Here is an 18072-nt window from a genome sequence, read left to right on the forward strand (position 1 = left end):
TGGGTATTTTTTAAAAACAAGTATTTTAAATTCACAAGTTTACCCAAGTTTTCAGGCAAGCTAGTCAATTGGGTATCGCTTAAAAACAAGTATTTTAAATTCACTAGTTTATCAAAGTTTTCAGGCAAAGCAGTTAATTGGGTATCTCTTAATTCCAAGTATTGTAAATTGACTAGTACGCACAAGCTTTCAGGCAAACTAGTTAATTTGGTATTGCTTAATTCCAAGTGTCTTAAATTCACCAGTTTATCAAAGCTTTCAGGCAAACCAGTCAATTGGATATCGTTTAAAAACAACCTTTGTAAGTTCACCAGTACGCCAAAGCTTTCAGGCAGACTAGTCAATTGGGTATCGCTTAAACACAAGTATTTTAAATTCACCAGTTTATCAAAGTTTTCAGGCAAACCAGTCAATTGGGTATCGTTTAAACTCAAGTCTTGTAAATTGACTAGTACGCACAAGCTTTCAGGCAAGCTAGTTAATTGGGTATTGCTTAAAAACAAGCATTTTAAATTCACCAATTTATCAAAGTTTTCAGGCAAGCTAGTTAATTGGGTCTTGTGTAAACCCAAGTCTTGTAAATTGACTAGTACGCACAAGCTTTCAGGCAAGCTAGTCAATTGGGTATTGTGTAAACTCAAGTGTTTTAAATTCACCAGTTTATCAAAGCTTTCAGGCAAACCAGTCAATTGGGTATCGTGTAATTCCAAGTGTTTTAAACTCACTAGTTTACCAAAGCTTTCAGGCAAGCTAATCAATTGGGTCTTTTGTAATTCCAAGTGTTCTAGATTCACCAGTTTATCAAAGCTTTCAGGCAAACCAGTCAATTGGGTATCGCTTAATTCCAAGTGTTTTAAACTCACTAGTTTACCAAAGCTTTCAGGCAAGCTAGTCAATTGGGTCTTTTGTAATTCCAAGTGTTCTAGATTCACTAGTTCACCAATGCTTTCAGGCAAAGCAATAAGCTGGCTATTGTTTAAATACAAGCGTTGTAAATTCTTTAGCTTGCCAATACCCTCAGGAATGACACTTAAACCTTGTCCTGAAGCATCCATCGACGGTTGGTTTAAAGCTGCAACTTGCTCCTCTACCCTTTGTGCCTCCCCTCTGGGGAATAATGCAGAGTATAGATTTTGATAGTCTTGCAAGATGGGTGCTAAATCAAGCTCAGGCATTCCTTTAGCCATTTCAAGCGCCAGCCTTACATTGACCTCGTCAGAGGAGTAAAACAACTTCCAGAAATTTTCCTCAGTTTTATCCATTGTAAGCGTAAATATTTTTTTTGGTTAAAAATAGACAATAAAATAATGGCTTTAGCATCAGTTGTAGGTGAAAAGTTAAGCAAGCTTTCATAAAAGATCGTTACAATTTTACAAAACCCTAAAAGATTTACTATTTTTATTCAAGACACACGTACTACCATCTTTATGAACATTTGGCAACATTGTTTACTTTCTCAGCGAAAGTTTGGCGGGCAACCCCAAGACTATGAGCAAATTCATAGTTTCATAGATTCTTCCAAGTATTTTTACCACCATGTAAAACATCGCTTACTACTTCATAATATGTTTGGAGTAGAACTTGCCACCGAACTCATAGGCAACCTGATTACCAATAGTGATCAGCGTCAGGTGCTGGTGCGCGACATAGCGGTAGAACACTGCCGCGAAGACTTAAACGGGCGCACCCCTACCCTATACGATTGGCTCAACGAAAACCCAGCCCTGGAAACTTGGGCGCCCACCGTGCCAGAACCCACCTCTGAGCTGTTGCAGGCATTTATTTGGCGGCCTTTTTTTCGTAGCAACCTTAAGACAAGTTTGAACATTACCTGCAGCGATTTTGGTGTTTTTTTGGCAGAACACCTCCTGGGGATAGCCGCTGCCCGCGAACTTGCCCAGTTGATTGCGCCTGCCCAAAGGGTACAAAATTTTTTGGCGGCTTTTAAATTTACCCAAAAGTGGCAATACACCCCCCAACGCGAAGAGTTACAATGGTTAAAGCAAGCAGAAGGCAAGCAATGATAAACTTCAGTTTTTATTAAAAAAACATTTTCAGCGTTGACATACACAAAAACCAAGCATGACCAAACACTTTAATAATGTAATCAAATGATTCAAACCAAACACGGTATACTCAAAGAAGCGCTTGCCCACATACAAGCACAAGGCAAGGTACTAAAGGCGACCTGGAACGCAGGCGGTGACGAAACCTTATGCAAAATATATGTAGAAGAGCGTGGACAAGAAGTAGATCATGATTTTTTGTGGCAAGACATACAAATAGATTGGGAACTGTCAGACTTGATTGCCGAAAGGCTAGAGTTGCCCAATGCAGGGGAAATGTATAATTACGGCGAAGGTGAAGTTACCTTAAACGCTGAGGGTGAAATGGTGATTGTATATAATTGCAAAGAATACGCCTATGCCTGCTACCAACATGGGCAACCCGAAATGAGTCGTACCACCGTTTTTACCGATCCGTTTGGCTTGCGCCAATACACCCATCGCGCAAAGATTATGTTGCTGGCTGAGATAGACGAAGCAGGTCAGGTAGAAACACAGCTTAGCATAGAAGTAATAGAAGGCGATGAACCCGAAGTGTCTGCCGAGGCATTGGCTCACGTCAAAGCCACACTTGGCACCCTTATCAGGCAATATGTCCGGGAAGGTTTTCCACCCCAAGGCTCCTACCCTGCCGAGCATTTGAACAACAAACCTGGAGGGATTAGCATGGAAGGGCAACTTACTGATAGTCAAGAAATAACCTTCACTTTGCTCAAGGAATACGAGCACTTGGCATTGTCTAAGCAAGCACAGCAGGTACTGTAGTATGTACCAAGACAAAATTAAATATACCTAATATGTAAGTATAACTATCATATTATGAGAGAGTTATCTTTACTTGTAGCTTATGGCTAATTGCACCGATATTCATCGATATCTAAGGACTTGCGGCTACTTAGAATTGTTTTTATAACTTATTTATAGTCAATGCATTAACTATCTTTACTTAAAGCAACATACATTTCATCCTCTTTGGTATAAGCGCGTACGTTGTGCAATACTCTCCAGCGCAACAGTCGCCTGATTTGGCGATCATTGAGTTTTTGTTGATGATAATTGATGATGTCTTCAAACCTGATCCAATAATTTTTCAACGCTTCGCTCTCAGTTCCCAGGTAATCCTCTGTAACAAACTCATCTGTACCTTGTTTCTCGCAACGTTCCAGTATTACCAGACTGTCGTAAAAAATGCGCTTTACCCTCCAATACAGTTCCGACTTGACCATCATTTCTTTGGCCAAACTAAAAGGCACCCCTTTAAGCATTTGCCTTGCCAACACCACATTAGCGTCGTCTTCAGAGGTAAGCAATCGCCACAAGTTCTCCTTGTTCCAGATAAAATCGTTCATTGTATAAGTTTATTAGTGCGAGGTATTAACTTTTTATATGCTAAACAAGGTTACTAAATTAACCTTAAGTTTTCACACCTGCTAGTTTTTGCTTGGTTCACTGTGCTTTTTTCACAAAGTTGCCTTATCAAAACAGCATCTCTATAACATTTAAAAGCTTGACAAGGAGAAGAATGTCGGTAAGCCAGTAAGTTGATTGTTGCTTAAATCCAGGTGTCGTATATGAATCAAACTATCAAAGCTTGCGGGTAAACCAGCAAGCTGATTATTGCTTAAGTTTAAGAGTTTTAAGCTTGCCAAGTTACCAAAAGCCATGGGCAAATCAGTGAGTTGGTTGTTATTCAAATACAAGTGTTGCAAATGCACCAAACTACCAAAAACCGCTGGCAAGCTATTGAGCCGATTATTGCTCAAATCCAGGTATTGCAAATTCACTAGTTGATCAAACCCCACTGGCAAACTAGTCAATGATGTATTATGCAAGTTCAAATCTCGCAAGCTTCTCAAGTTGCCAAACCCTACAGGCAAACTAGCCAGTGAAGTATTGTGCAAATCCAGGTATTGTAAATTCACTAGCTTGCCAAAACCATTAGGCAAACGAGAAAGTAAATTGTTTTCGTTTAGAGATAAGATTTTTAAATGTGCCAGGTTAGACAACCCCTAAATACTATGGACTATTGACCATATCAATTACCAAAATAACCTTAATTTTTTATCAGGCCAATTTTTATTTGATTCACTGTGCTTTTTTATGTATTTTAATTATTTCGTTTTCTCTAAAAAACTATAGAAATAAATGATCTCATCAGAACTTAAGGCATATTTGCATGAATTTGCTGCCAACGACCAAGCCAAAATGGTGGTACTCACCGGAGCAGGCATTTCTGCCGAAAGTGGTATCCCTACCTTTAGGGGCAAAGAAGGCTACTGGAAAATAGGCTCGGTCAATTACCAACCCCAGGACATAGGCACCATGAAAATGTTTAAGCAAAGCCCCCAGGAAGTATGGAAATGGTATTTGTTTAGGCATACTGTGTGCAACAATGCCCAACCCAACCCAGGGCATTATGCTGTAGCCGAGATGGAAAAGGTATTGGGTGGCAAACGTTTTACTTTGGTTACCCAAAATGTAGACGGGTTACATTTTAGGGCAGGCAGCACTTTTAAAAATACCTTACTCATTCATGGCGACCTTACCCATGTGAGGTGTAGCAAAGATTCTTGTGATACCGAACTTTTACCTTTTCCAAAGGGCATTGCCCCAAAAAACCGAGAGAGCGACATCAGCCCTGAAGAATGGGAGCTACTTAAATGTGTGAATTGTGGCGCGCTTACCCGCCCCCATGTGTTGTGGTTTGACGAATACTATAACGAAAAGTACTACAAGTATGAAACCGCCCTGCACAAAAACAAAGAAGCCGACCTTTTGATTGTAGTGGGTACTTCAGGGGCTACCAATTTGCCTAACAAAATGTATTACAATGCCCTCAACAACAACAAGCAAATTGTGGTGGTTAACCTGGATAGCAGCATTTTTTCGCGCACCCTCGAAGCCAACCAAACCGGGCACGTATTGCTAGGCAAAAGCGGTGAAATTTTACCCGAAATCTTAGCTGCTATTAAAGATACTATATAGAAATTGATTGATTACAGCGGTCCATCCATTCTCTGCTTGTGAGTACCCTAAACAATATGATTCCCAAAAGTTTACAAACTTTTCTTAAACAATTTGGCGAGAGCCAGCAAAAAGCCCTGTTTTTGACTGGGGCAGGCATGTCTGCCGAAAGTGGTATACCTACCTTTAGAGGCAACGAAGGCTACTGGACTATAGGGTCAAAAAACTATACCCCTATGGAGATTGCCACTAATTACATGTTCAGGCAGTTTCCTGAAAAAGTATGGCGTTGGGTATTGCATTACTTCAATAATGTACGCCAGGCTAAGCCTAACCCGGGGCATCAGGCGTTGGCTACTATAGAAACCCAACTAGGCAACGAACGCTTTACTTTGGTTACCCAAAATGTAGACGGGCTGCATCTGTTGGCGGGCAATACACCCCCAAACACTTATTGTATCCACGGCACACTCTCACACGTGCGTTGCGACGATTGCGGCGAGGTACACCCTTTTCCGCAGGATTTAGGGCATTATACCAAAAACGATATTATGCCCGACGAAGAATGGGACAAGCTGGCCTGCCCCGAATGCAGTGAGTTGATGCGTCCCCATGTATTGTTTTTTGACGAATATTACAACGAAGCATATTATAAATATGAAAGTGCACTGGAAGCAGCTTTCCATACTGACTTACTGGTGGTGGTAGGCACTACTGGAGCCACTAACCTGCCCTTGCTCATTTTTGAAACAGTGCTCAAAGCAGGTAAACCAATCATTGCCATCAACCTTGATGACTCTACCTTTACCCAAACCATCGAGGTTTATCAACAAGGCTGGGTAATTAAAGGTAAAAGTGGCGAAATATTGCCGGCAATGGTGCGCTTTTTTATGTAGCCAAGATTGTTTACCCTTATTTTTTGTTGCAAATTACGGCATTTGAAAAATTACTCAAGAGAAAGAAGTAAATGACAACAATTCCCGATCAACTGATTACCCATAATGGGAGTTTTCACGCTGACGAAGTTTTTGCAGTGGCTATCTTACAAAGGCTTAAAGGAGCCCACTTACACATTACCCGTACCCGTCACCCAGACTTACTTGGCAAAGTAATCAAAGACTCCAGCGTATTGGTAGTAGACGTGGGGTTGATGTATGACCCTGCCCACAATAATTTTGACCATCACCAAGACCGCGACCTAAAAAGCGCTGCGGGGTTGGTTTGGGAACATTTTGGCTTGCAACTCTGTGGCGGCAATACCGATGTGGCTTTGTTAGTGCAAGAGTCTTTGATTGACTTGGTAGACCAAACAGATACCAATCAAAATAATATCTTAAAAACCATTGATGAACACTTGCCTGGTGGCACAGCGGGTACTGTATCGGGGCTGATTGGGGCGTTTAACCGTGAACCTGACAATGATGCGTTACAAATGGAACAGTTTGACAAGGCAGTAAAGACTGCCGCCACTTTTTTGGAAAATACCCTATATGAAGCCGAAAAAATTGTGGCACAAAAACCCATTTGGGAAACCCGTCAAATGCTTACCCCTCAGGTAGTTCGCCTGGAACAATACTGCAAAGGTTGGAAACGTTGGGCGGCTCTAGAACCCAGTATTAGGTTTTGTTTGGTTCCGCGTGCCAGCAAAAACGAGTTGGTAGAAGGGCAACAATGGCAGCTGACCACCATAGACGCTGAAGCCTACCCTTTACCCACTTTAGAAACCATGCAAGCCGGGGTAAGCAATGCCAACGATATTGAGTTTGCCCATAAAGCGCGTTTTTTGGCCGTGTTTAACAATGAAGCCACCGCCCTCGAAGTGGTAAAATTACTCTAGAGTTTGTGCCCCATGAAACAACCACCCAAACTTTTACATGAAGAGGAGCTGGTATGGTCACCTATAGTGGCCAACAACCGCATGAACCGTGAACGTCAGGCAAGCGGGGTAAACAGCTACGAAAACGAAGTGGGCTTTTGCCCCGAAGACTGGCTACGTGCATTATTGACCCGCGAGCCTGAGGCTTGTTGGTTAGACGTATGTTGTGGCAAGGGCAACGCTTTGTTGCAGACTGCCCAAGCTTTGGCTGCGTCTCAGAATCATTTACATTTACATGGGTTAGACTTGGTCGATTTTTTTAGCCCTATTCCTGCCCAGGTCAATTGTGTGCGTTTTTTCACGGGTTCTGTCATCCATTGGCAACCTCCGCTTCCGGCATACCACCTCATTACTTGTATTCATGGCTTGCATTACGTGGGCGATAAGCTGGGGGCAATTGCTCGTTTGGGCAAAATGTTGGCACCTGGCAGTAAAATGGTGGCGAGCTTTGACCTGGCAAGTGTACAAATAGGCAACGATACCCAGGGAGAAACAGTGCTCGAATGGTTTCGACAAGCAGGCATTGAATATGATGCACAAAAAAAACTCATTATTGCCCAGGCGCCTCTCCCCCATGTGCCTTTGTTTGCTCATGCTTACTTGGGTGCCAACGATCGGGCAGGGAAAAACTACACCGGACAAGAGGCAGTCACTGCTTATTATGCTGAATAAGCCAAATTTGATAACTGCCAGAATTTAAGCCAAAATAAAACCCTCGTTCTTATACCAAAGGACGAGGGTTTTTTAATGATATTACTTACTAAATGCTAACACTCAGTTTTTGAGGTTGCATTAGGCTGGTGCAGGCAATCTACATGGGTGGTTGCAGGAAGGGTGAATAGGTGGCAAGGAAGAAGTGGATAGCATGGACTGCTTAGGCAGACAGCAAAATTTTCTTTTCAGAAAAAACAGCATTCAACAACCAGTCTTTAGACTTGTCCCTGTCAGAGAACAAACCCGCGTGAAACGAAGGGTTGGTTTGGTGAATCGGTTCTACCTCATGTAGCAACAATTGACAAAACAACTGATCGGCCATTACTACAGCAATGATGTTGCTGTTGTCGTCGTTGCCTGGCTGAAACCACGACTTTTGTAACCAGGTTTCAGGCGGTGTATATACCGACACCTGACTACGGTCGAGTTGCCAGAGGTTAATCCGGTGTTTTTGTGCATACTCAAGGGCCTTTTGCCAAAGCACCTCGTTTTCTTTTTTGCTGGCAGGACGACTCCAGCTAACGCCCATAAAGTGTTGCCCACCCAAACGATGATGCACCACCCTGGCGTAGGTAGTATCAAGAACTTTAATTGATATTGACATGTGTTTTAAAAAAAGCTTTGTGAATTAGAATTGACGGCACTTATTTGCGCAATTGCCGCCTTATAATTCCTAAAGTTAACAAACTCTGGTAATATGCTAAAAACCAATCTGTAATATTTAGGCTGAAAACCCAAAAGTACTGCAAGAATATGACCACAATAAACCAAAAAATAATTTAAAGCCTGAGCGTGGTCTATGTTCACCTTGCGATAAGTATTGTTTCGCTCAATTTGAAGAATAAACCTACCTTGTAGGTTTATTAATATCTGTACACAAAAAAATATAAGTAGAATCAAGTATCGATTGTTTGTATATGTAGCAACGATTTACTTTTTTGTGACGAAATTATAAGAACCCTTTGTATTTTTTGCAGATATGAATGATCAGAAAAATATTAAAAATTATTGGAAAACTAACCTGCGTTACCTTCTTGTATTGCTCTCTATATGGTTTGTCGTATCTTATGGCTTTGGCATACTGCTCGTAGAACCACTCAACACCATCAAACTGGGAGGCTTTAAGCTGGGCTTTTGGTTTGCTCAACAAGGCTCCATTTTTACTTTTGTTATCCTCATTTTTGTATATGTAAGGCTTATGAACAAGCTAGACAAAAAGTACGAAGTAGATGAAGAGTGAAATTTCTTCACAAAGCTACTGGCCGTTGCCAAATAGCCGTAAACCAACAACTGTGGAATCCTATCTGCAGATTTAAAATCAACATGATATAAACATAGAAGCCTGTAGAGTAGCCTTTAACTTACAGCTTGTTGCTTAAAGCTTAAGGCTATAATAGCTACACTAACGACTAACCAACATGAGCGTACAAACCTGGACGTATATTATAGTAGGGGCAACTTTTGCCTTGTATATCTTTATTGCCATCTGGTCGCGTGCCGGATCTACCCGCGAGTTTTATGTAGCAGGGGGCGGGGTGCCACCGCTTGCCAATGGCATGGCTACTGCAGCTGACTGGATGTCGGCAGCTTCGTTTATCTCTATGGCAGGGCTCATTTCTTTTATGGGCTACGATGGGTCAGTTTACCTCATGGGTTGGACAGGAGGCTATGTATTGCTTGCCTTGCTGTTGGCACCCTACCTACGCAAGTTTGGCAAGTTTACCGTGCCCGATTTTATCGGCGATCGCTATTACTCCGATGTAGCACGCACGGTAGCTGTTATTTGTGCCTTATTTGTCTCTTTTACCTATGTGGCAGGGCAAATGCGGGGTGTAGGCGTGGTGTTTTCCCGTTTTCTCGAAGTACCCATCACCTGGGGAATTATTATAGGTATGGGCATTGTGTTTTTTTATGCTGTATTGGGCGGTATGAAGGGCATCACCTACACTCAAGTAGCCCAATATTGCGTCTTGATCTTTGCTTTTATGGTGCCTGCCATTTTTATTTCCATTCAACTTACTGGCAACCCTATACCTCAATTAGGTTTTGGAGGTACCGTAGAAGGAGGCAAAACATTGCTTGAAAAACTGGATGGGTTACACAAAGAATTGGGGTTCAATGCTTATACCAATGGATCGAAAAGTATGATCGACGTGTTTTTTATCACTGCTGCCCTCATGGTAGGCACTGCAGGCTTGCCCCACGTTATTGTGCGGTTTTTTACGGTACCCAGAGTAAAAGACGCCCGTTTGTCGGCAGGCTATGCCTTGGTCTTTATAGCCATTTTGTATACTACTGCCCCTGCCATTGCCGCCTTTGCCCGCACCAACCTGATTACTACCATTCAGGATAAAAAGGCCTACGTGGCTATGCCCGAATGGTTTAAAAAATGGGAAGCCACCGGGCTCATTGCGTGGGTAGATAAAAACAAAGATGGGCAAGTGCAGTATTTTCCAGGCAAACCCTTTGTGGGTAAGCCCAGTTTTAAGGAAGGTAAAGGTACCTCAGGCGAACGAGTAGTGACCAACCAGCTCAATAGCAACAAAAACGAGCTCTATATAGACCGTGACATTATGGTACTTGCCAACCCCGAAATTGCCCAGTTGCCCAATTGGGTGATTGCCCTGGTAGCTGCCGGGGGGCTTGCCGCAGCCTTGTCTACCGCAGCGGGTTTGTTGCTCGTGATCTCTACCTCGGTGTCACACGACTTAATCAAAAAACAACTCAATCCAAACATCTCCGAAAAGGGCGAGCTATTGTATGCCCGTTTATCAGCAGCTGTCGCTGTAGTTATTGCCGGATTGTTTGGCATTTACCCCCCAGGGTTTGTCGCACAAGTAGTGGCTTTTGCCTTTGGTTTGGCGGCAGCCTCATTTTTTCCAGCAATTGTGTTGGGTATTTTTGACAAACGCATGAACCGTGAAGGTGCCATTGCCGGAATGATCACTGGCTTACTCTTTACCATTGCTTACATTGTATACTTCAAGTTTTTGGGAGGCACCAAGGCTGGTTGGTGGTGGGGTATTTCGCCAGAAGGCATAGGCACCCTGGGAATGTTCATCAATGCCCTGGTAGCCTTGGTTGTATCACGCAATACTGCTACTCCACCACAACAAGTACAAGAAATGGTAGAAAGTATACGCTACCCAAGGGGCGCAGGCGAAGCACAGGACCATTGATGTAGTCAATTAAGAATTTTCAATTAGGATTATACGAAGTTTTAAAATCCTTGATATACAGGTATTTACATATAAATCAAGGGGTTAATTGTAGGGGCTACCCTAAGCTATTGTAAAACACGAAAAAAACTTAAAAAAATGACAAATAAAATCAACACATTGGGTGGTTATATCCACGAATATCAAAAAAGCGTATCTAACCCTGAAGCATTTTGGGCTTCGATTGCCGAAAACTTTCATTGGCGCAAAAAATGGGATAAAGTGCTTGATTGGAACTTTGAAGAGCCTACAATAGAATGGTTTGTCAATGGGAAGTTAAACATTACTGAAAATATTTTTGAGCGCCAACTCTTTACCCATGGCGACAAAGCAGCCATTATCTGGGAACCCAACAACCCCGATGAAGCAAGCATTACCCTTACTTACCGTGAATTGTTTGAGAAAGTATGCCAGTTTTCGAATGGGCTTTTGAAACAAGGAGTAAAAAAAGGCGACCGCGTGGTGATATACATGCCTATGGTGCCCGAAGCAGCCATTGCTATGCTTGCCTGTGCCCGTATTGGAGCCATTCATTCGGTCGTATTTGCTGGGTTTTCGTCCAATGCCCTTGCCGACCGTATCAATGATGCCCAAGCTACCACTGTGCTTACTGCCGATGGAGGCTACCGAGGAGCAAAAGTGTTGGAAATAAAGAAAATAGTAGACGAAGCCCTGGAAAACACCCCAAGCATAGAGCGCAGCATTGTGCTCAAGCGCACGGGCAGCGAGGTAACCATGAAGCCAAACAGAGACATCTGGTGGAGCGATGTGATAGCAGGAGAAGCCCTGGAAAACAAAGCCGAGGAAATGGACAGCGAAGACATGCTCTTCATTTTATACACGTCGGGCTCTACGGGCAAACCCAAAGGAGTAGTGCATACCACGGGCGGCTACATGGTATATACGGCTTATTCGTTTAAGAATGTTTTTCAATACAACGCAGGTGATATTTACTGGTGTACGGCAGACATTGGCTGGATCACGGGGCACTCTTACATTGTGTACGGTCCCTTGTTGGCAGGAGCCACCAGCGTGATGTTTGAGGGGGTGCCTACTTTTCCTGATGCGGGGCGTTTTTGGGAAATAGTAGACAAGCACCAGGTAAACCAGTTTTATACTGCCCCTACTGCCATTCGTGCTTTGCAGGCCAAAGGGCTAGAGTATGTAGAAAAACACGACCTGAGTTCGCTCAAAGTATTGGGCAGTGTGGGAGAACCCATCAACGAAGAAGCCTGGCACTGGTACCACGACCACATCGGCAAAGATCGTTGCCCAATAGTAGATACTTGGTGGCAAACCGAAACCGGAGGCATTTTAATTTCTCCCCTGCCTGGCATTACTCCTACCAAACCTACCTATGCTACCCTGCCCTTGCCTGGAATTCAGCCTATATTGGTAGACAATGAGGGCAATGAATTGAAAGGCAACAGTGTAGAAGGTAACCTATGCGTGAAGTTTCCCTGGCCATCTATGTTGCGTACTACTTACGGCGATCACGAACGTTGCCGTCAAACCTATTTTTCTACTTATAAAGGTTTGTATTTTACCGGAGATGGGTGCAAGCGTGACGAAGACGGGTACTACCGTATATTGGGGCGGGTAGACGATGTAATCAATGTATCGGGACACCGCCTGGGTACTGCCGAAATAGAGAACGCCATCAATGAACATCCATTGGTAAACGAGTCGGCAGTAGTAGGCTACCCCCACGACATCAAGGGACAAGGCATTTATGCGTACATTGTATGTGAGGCCGATGCTGCCAACCACGATGAGGAGCAAATCAAGAAAAGCATTGTCAGTACTATTAACAAAATTATAGGACCCATTGCCAAACCCGATAAGATTTTGGTAGTATCTGGTTTGCCCAAAACTCGTTCGGGTAAGATTATGCGTAGAATCTTGCGCAAAATTGCCGAAAACAATGCTTCTAACCTGGGCGACATCAGTACGTTGCTTAACCCTGAGGTGGTGGCGTCTATTATGGACAAGGCTGGGGTTGCGGTAGAGGGTTAATGTGTTGAGGCTTGTTTTGTGCATTGCTTGAATGGTTTTATGGTTTGCTATGGGTAAACTGTAAAACCATTTTTGTTAGAAAGTGAACATCAGATGCGCCGCAGGATCACCCTATAATTGAACCCCCAGCAACACAATATCATCGCGTTGGTCTGCTTCTTCCTGGTATTTGATCTTTGCCTCTAACAATCTTTTGCGTTGTATGTTTAATGGCTCGTGCATAATTTCCTGAAGTAGAGCAAATAGTCGCTTGGAACCAAAAGATTTACGTTTATTGTTAGATGTATCTACAAACCCATCGCTACTTAAATAAATAATATCTTTGCGTTGGAGTTGTACAACGTAGTTTTTTAACTCTTGAGTGGTTTGTTCGGACCTATACCCACCTACCGAAACCCTATTTCTAGTAACTCGATGCAGGCGATTTTGTTTGGTATAAAACAAGGGGCGTTTGGCATTGCTGTATACTAACTCTATGTCTTCAGAGTTGTCTATGTATTGTACCCTACATAAGCATATATCCATGCCATCCTGATTGTTCGACTCCTGCTGCTGTAAACCTTTATAAATACCTTCGTGCATTTTGGCAATAATCCTTTGAGGGTCAATTACCTTCTTTTCATTGACTATTTCATTCAATAGCATACTACCTATCATACTCATAAAAGCCCCTGGCACCCCGTGTCCGGTACAATCTACAGCGGCAACAAAGCTGTATACTTCAAAAGAGGGAATACCATTGACTATGATTCGTTTTTTGACTTGGCTCAACCAATAAAAGTCACCCGACACAATATCTTTGGGTTCATAAATAATAAAGTGATTGGCAAATACCTTATCTAAACTTTTGGAACTTGGCAAAATAGCAGCTTGGATTTTTTGAGCATAATGAATGCTTTCGAAAATTTCTTGGTTTTTCCTGACAATGCTTTCTTGTTTGCTTTCTATCATTCGTAGCTTCATTCTTAGCTCCAACTGGGCAATCACTTGTGATGCCAGCGTTTTTAAGGCAGATTTTTGGGCTTCAGTTAAATCACGGGGGCGTTTGTCTATCACACATAGTGTCCCCAAACTAAAACCATCAGGAGTAGTAAGCGGCATTCCAGCATAAAACCTTATATCAGGATGCCCAATGACCAACGGGTTGTCATAAAATCGCTCATCTTTGGTGGCATCTTTTATAATAAATAATTCAGGCTTATGAATGGCGTGGGCACAAAAAGCCAATTCACGTGGGGTTTCTCTAGCTTCCAGCCCTACTTTGGCTTTGAACCATTGTTTGTTTTGGGCTACCAACGACATCAACGAAATGGGAGTTTTACAAATGTAAGAAGCAAGCTGTACAAGTTCATCAAATGCTTGCTCAAAGTCTGTATGCAATATGTTGTACCTATATAAAGCCTGTAAGCGTTCTTTTTCATTGATGGTAATGGGAGCAATTTTCATTATGTTCGTTTTTTAGCTGAACATAAATAAGTAACTGTTGCAGGCATACACAAACATACACGTAGACATAAAGTGTTCTTATATAAAAAGTACAATTAAAGTCTTTAGTTGATTAATCATTCAAGTGTACAATTAGTACATAAACAACAGCCCCTTGCTTACATGGTAGGTAAGCAAGGAGCTGTTGTTTAAACCGTTCAAGCAATTGTTAGGAACGATGCAAAAATAAAGTTCTATAGTTTAAAGAAATGTTTTTTGACGTCGCCTGACCAAAAAAAATGAGGTTAAGAATGTGTATTTATTTTGACACCGTTCCTTAGGAATGGTGAGAAATTAAATTACCATTCTTGAGGTAGAGGTTTTGTTTTGAGACGAGGCTATTTTTTGCGCCCATAGCAGCGCTACGGGCAATAAAAATAACGAAGTATCAAGGCGAAAAATCACCCCTCAGAGTGTAAATTTATTTTTGAACAATTCCTTAGGCCAATACTCCGCAGTGATTTTAGCCAAAGTTGACTACTGATTAACTCGTTGAGCTCGCCGTAGCAGAGCTACAGGCTCGGGTTACAGGGCTTAATAAGGTGAATATTTACTCGAATCAGCTTCTAACCACGCTTTTTGTAAATAACTGAAAATCAGTGTAATACAAAAGCGTGGTTACTTGTGGAACAGGGTGTGGCACCGATATTCATCGGTATCCAAGGACTTGAAGTTTGCCCCTGTCAAGTCTATGGACTACGGACTAAATACTATGGACTATTGTTAGCTAGGTACATTCAGTAATTTTGCCAACTGACTGACTGAGCCTACTTGGTGTACCTTGGTTAGGTTAAAGATATAATATTTGTCTCTGCGTAAGCGCTTAAGGTCTATTTTCTTAAACTCTTTTGGGCTAAACAAGGCTACTTTGTTATCAGGCAATACTACGACCAATTGGTTGTTGTGCTTGGGCTGAAACCAAAACAGGTTTAAACTGTTGGCGTCAAACTTCACTACTCCTGTCCCCTTATCGCCTGTCACCAAATACAACCTTGAATAAATGCCATTCGTTTTATTGAGCTTCACATCTGCTTGACAAATCACCACATCACGCCCTGTCATTTTCAATATACGGTCTACATTATGGTAGCCAAAGGTGCGTACCCTAAATTTATGAAAAAGTCGTGCTTCACGCTTCGCCAATTGTCTATCTTTGGCTATTATTTTCTTTCTTATTCTCTCTTGTCTTTCTTGCTCCTTCTCTATTACTTTAAGCTCTTCGTTATACTTCCTTTTAAGCTCGTCCAATTTGTTTTCTACCTTAGTGTCTGCCACCATTGTGTTAGAGTCAAGCACCGGGCGATACATCTTAACAACAGTAAAAAACTTACGCAGCTGTTTTCTTATAGGACGCTTTATCTTTTTGTTCAAGCCACGACGCAAATACCGGTTCATTTGTAACTTATACATTGCCTCATAACGAGGCCCAATGTTTGATAAATCAAGCGCGTAGGTTTCTTCTAAGGGCTCATTACGATTCCACATTTTCATTGTATAGTCTTTCGAAAAAGTCACAATGTTTTGTTCGTCAGGCGAAAATATTGCCCCGTTCAGGCCACGGTTATGCCCACGCAATGTATGCAAAAGCTTGCCTTCTTTGCTCCAGAGCTTGGCTGTTCCGTAGTCATCGGCAGTCAAAATCGTCTGATCATCGGCCGAAAATATGGCGGAGTTTACCCAGGTTTTCGACACCTTGAGGGTTTTCAACAGTTGCCCGTTTACCTTCCAAATCTTGGCTGTACCATCGTTTGAGGCAGTCAATACTCGTTGGCCATCGTGCGAAAACGTCGCCATCTTTACTGGTTCTTTGTGCTTCAGGGTATTCATGAGCATAGTATTATGGTAAGATGTTTCATAAAACCACAATTGCGCTCCATTTTTCTGACTCGAAGTAAGCAAATGACGACCATCGGCAGAGAAGTAAACAGTATTATACTCTCCCTTGAGTTGGTGTAAAAACTTGCCCTTGTTTGTCCATATTTTCAACGAATAATCGCGGTCAGAAATGGTAGCAATGTATGCGCCATTGGGCGAAAAACTGGCAAACTTGAAATAGTCGCGAAACTTTCTCACCAATTGTCCTTTGAGTGTCCAAAGATGCGATTGTTCTTCGGTGTTGGTGGTCAATATATGTTGGTCATCATCAGAAATCACCGCCATATCAATGTCATTTTTGGTAGGCAAGGTAGTCAACAACTTGCCCTTGCTCGACCAAAGTTTCACTGCTCTGCGTTGGGTGGTGAGTATGTACTTTCCCGATTTCGACATTTGAGTAGAAATGGTTTGTTTAAAACGCTTGATGAGCTCACCCATGCTCGTGTATAAGTCTGCCCTCCCACGCTTGTCATACACCAACATTCGTTGCCCGTCTGCCGAGTACTTTACATCGGTTGCCCCTCTAATAGCCATTGCCTTGAAGCCAAAGGGTATTTTAGTAAGGGTTACTTTATGCCAAGGCTCTTTGAGTACCCACTTTTGTGCCGAATGCTTGGGATTATTTACAGGTATGTTGTCGGCCCAAGCCCATTTTACGGGAACAAAAGTCTTCAACTCAGGCTCAAAATCAAGGGCATACTTCAACTCAAAATAATTGGCATTTGCTTTTTGCTGAGGCACCGCCTCTTTCAACTTCTTTACCTTACGGGGATCTTCTTTAGTCTGCTTTACCGAAGGCTTGACAGGTATTTCTCTCAACTCGGTTTGTGCCTTAAGCTTTTCGTTCCTTTCACCTCGTCGTTCAGTTATTTGCCCTTGCAACTCTCCGTGTTTTGGGGTAGAATCGCTCACTATGGGCGCTGTTACAGCTGCTCCTATCAATGTCCATTTGGGTTGAGGGGTTTGCTGAAACACCGGCAATGAAGGTAACATTTGTGCCTGAGCTACCCTACGCTGAGGACGTGGGGCTCCTTCGTCTAAAAAATAATGGTTAAAACGTTTGTCTTTGTTATAAGACACCAGGTTTACTTCTACATTTTTATGCGGAGCAATAAACACTGGTTCCCCGTTTTGGCTGCCCCGTAGCTCAAACATTCCACCCGACTCGAAGTGATGACGCACCCCGGCGCTGTCGTAATGCATGGGCAAGCCACTGGCTATAATATCGGCTGCGTTGTGAAACTCACGGTACTTAATTTTTACGTTACCTTTGACAGGTTCTCCCAACTTGTTAACAAAAGCGCCCGCAGGTACCTCAATATTTGACCCATTGTTTAGTTTAAATACCTTGGCTTTGCTGGCGTCCATCTCCCATTGGCTATAGGCTACATCTATTTTTTTGTTGTCAAAAGGTGAAGCAATAGAGGATTGAAAATGATGGTTGATTGATGTATGTAACTTGCTCGTAGTATCAAACAACATAAAATAACCTACCACCAGCAACAATACCACTGCTGCTACCCTGCCAATCGTGTATTTATGCAAGACAAGCGGGCGGCTTTTTTTGTCTAAGTAAGGGTGTGGGCTAGTAGCGCTTATTTGTTCATTTTTCATAAACTGGTGAAAATCCACTATCCGCATTTGGCAAGACGCACATGTGGCTACGTGAGCCCTCAATGCCTTGGGAAGCTTATCGATTTTATCAAGCATTTTAGCTTCTACATATAAACTAATGCCTGAGTCATTCAGGTGTCCTTCGTTATCGTATAAAACAGGCAGTTTTCCTGTTGTTTTTTCTTGATTTTCCATTGAGATATGTTGAATATTTTTGAAATAACTTCCACATAACGATTTTGCA

At 42.5% G+C, this 18072-nt stretch carries 15 protein-coding genes; 9 read left to right on the forward strand and 6 right to left on the reverse strand.

Annotated features, from left to right (window positions below):
• The coding region (locus Q0954_RS19910) for a leucine-rich repeat domain-containing protein (RefSeq protein ID WP_299459368.1) at positions 1-1262 on the reverse strand (1262 nt) is incomplete at its 3' end.
• Positions 1263-1427: 165 nt separating this feature from the next.
• Here Q0954_RS19910 and Q0954_RS19915 point away from each other — a divergent pair.
• Positions 1428-2024: a hypothetical protein gene (locus Q0954_RS19915; protein ID WP_299459370.1), complete on the forward strand. Its 597-nt coding sequence runs from the start codon at positions 1428-1430 to the stop codon at positions 2022-2024.
• A gap of 87 nt (positions 2025-2111) precedes the next feature.
• Positions 2112-2831, forward strand: coding sequence for a hypothetical protein (locus Q0954_RS19920; RefSeq protein WP_299459372.1), 720 nt, complete (start codon positions 2112-2114; stop codon positions 2829-2831).
• 167 nt (positions 2832-2998) lie between these two features.
• On the opposite strand, the gene Q0954_RS19925 is transcribed toward Q0954_RS19920, so the two are convergent.
• Together Q0954_RS19925 and Q0954_RS19930 are read right to left on the reverse strand one after the other, a co-directional pair.
• Positions 2999-3415, reverse strand: coding sequence for a hypothetical protein (locus Q0954_RS19925; protein ID WP_299459374.1), 417 nt, complete (start codon positions 3413-3415; stop codon positions 2999-3001).
• 150 nt (positions 3416-3565) lie between these two features.
• A complete protein-coding gene (locus tag Q0954_RS19930; protein WP_299459376.1) occupies positions 3566-4012 on the reverse strand; it encodes a leucine-rich repeat domain-containing protein in 447 nt (148 codons plus the stop codon).
• Positions 4013-4211: 199 nt separating this feature from the next.
• On the opposite strand from Q0954_RS19930, the gene Q0954_RS19935 reads away from it, so the two are divergent.
• The 4 genes from Q0954_RS19935 (at position 4212) to Q0954_RS19950 (ending at position 7578) form a co-directional block, all read left to right on the forward strand.
• Positions 4212-5051, forward strand: coding sequence for a Sir2 family NAD-dependent protein deacetylase (locus Q0954_RS19935; protein ID WP_299459378.1), 840 nt, complete (start codon positions 4212-4214; stop codon positions 5049-5051).
• A gap of 56 nt (positions 5052-5107) precedes the next feature.
• A complete protein-coding gene (locus tag Q0954_RS19940; protein WP_299459380.1) occupies positions 5108-5926 on the forward strand; it encodes a Sir2 family NAD-dependent protein deacetylase in 819 nt (272 codons plus the stop codon).
• 71 nt (positions 5927-5997) lie between these two features.
• Positions 5998-6867, forward strand: coding sequence for an MYG1 family protein (locus Q0954_RS19945; RefSeq protein WP_299459382.1), 870 nt, complete (start codon positions 5998-6000; stop codon positions 6865-6867).
• A 12-nt stretch (positions 6868-6879) separates the two neighbouring features.
• The gene (locus Q0954_RS19950) at positions 6880-7578 is read left to right on the forward strand and encodes a methyltransferase domain-containing protein (protein WP_299459385.1); all 699 of its coding nucleotides are present in this window, start codon (positions 6880-6882) and stop codon (positions 7576-7578) included.
• Between the two features lie 202 nt (positions 7579-7780).
• Here Q0954_RS19950 and Q0954_RS19955 read toward each other — a convergent pair whose 3' ends face one another.
• The gene (locus tag Q0954_RS19955; protein ID WP_002695733.1) at positions 7781-8224 is read right to left on the reverse strand and encodes a hypothetical protein; all 444 of its coding nucleotides are present in this window, start codon (positions 8222-8224) and stop codon (positions 7781-7783) included.
• Positions 8225-8599: 375 nt separating this feature from the next.
• On the opposite strand from Q0954_RS19955, the gene Q0954_RS19960 reads away from it, so the two are divergent.
• From Q0954_RS19960 to acs, 3 genes are all read left to right on the forward strand, one after another.
• Positions 8600-8860 carry a DUF4212 domain-containing protein gene (locus Q0954_RS19960; RefSeq protein WP_299459395.1) on the forward strand — a complete coding sequence of 87 codons (261 nt, stop codon included), beginning with the start codon at positions 8600-8602 and terminating at the stop codon, positions 8858-8860.
• A 178-nt stretch (positions 8861-9038) separates the two neighbouring features.
• Positions 9039-10799 (forward strand): sodium:solute symporter family protein, encoded by a 1761-nt coding sequence (locus Q0954_RS19965; RefSeq protein WP_299459397.1) that lies wholly within the window; start codon positions 9039-9041, stop codon positions 10797-10799.
• Positions 10800-10937: 138 nt separating this feature from the next.
• Positions 10938-12854 carry an acetate--CoA ligase gene (gene acs / locus Q0954_RS19970; RefSeq protein WP_299459399.1) on the forward strand — a complete coding sequence of 639 codons (1917 nt, stop codon included), beginning with the start codon at positions 10938-10940 and terminating at the stop codon, positions 12852-12854.
• Between the two features lie 111 nt (positions 12855-12965).
• Here acs and Q0954_RS19975 read toward each other — a convergent pair whose 3' ends face one another.
• Entirely contained in the window at positions 12966-14300 is a 1335-nt protein-coding gene (locus tag Q0954_RS19975) for a SpoIIE family protein phosphatase (RefSeq protein ID WP_299459401.1), read from the reverse strand.
• A gap of 762 nt (positions 14301-15062) precedes the next feature.
• On the reverse strand, positions 15063-18023 hold the full coding sequence (locus Q0954_RS19980) for a hypothetical protein (RefSeq protein WP_299459403.1): 2961 nt from the start codon (positions 18021-18023) through the stop codon (positions 15063-15065).
• Positions 18024-18072 lie beyond the last annotated feature (49 nt).

The organism is uncultured Microscilla sp., from assembly GCF_947493425.1.
Classification (GTDB): domain Bacteria; phylum Bacteroidota; class Bacteroidia; order Cytophagales; family Microscillaceae; genus Microscilla.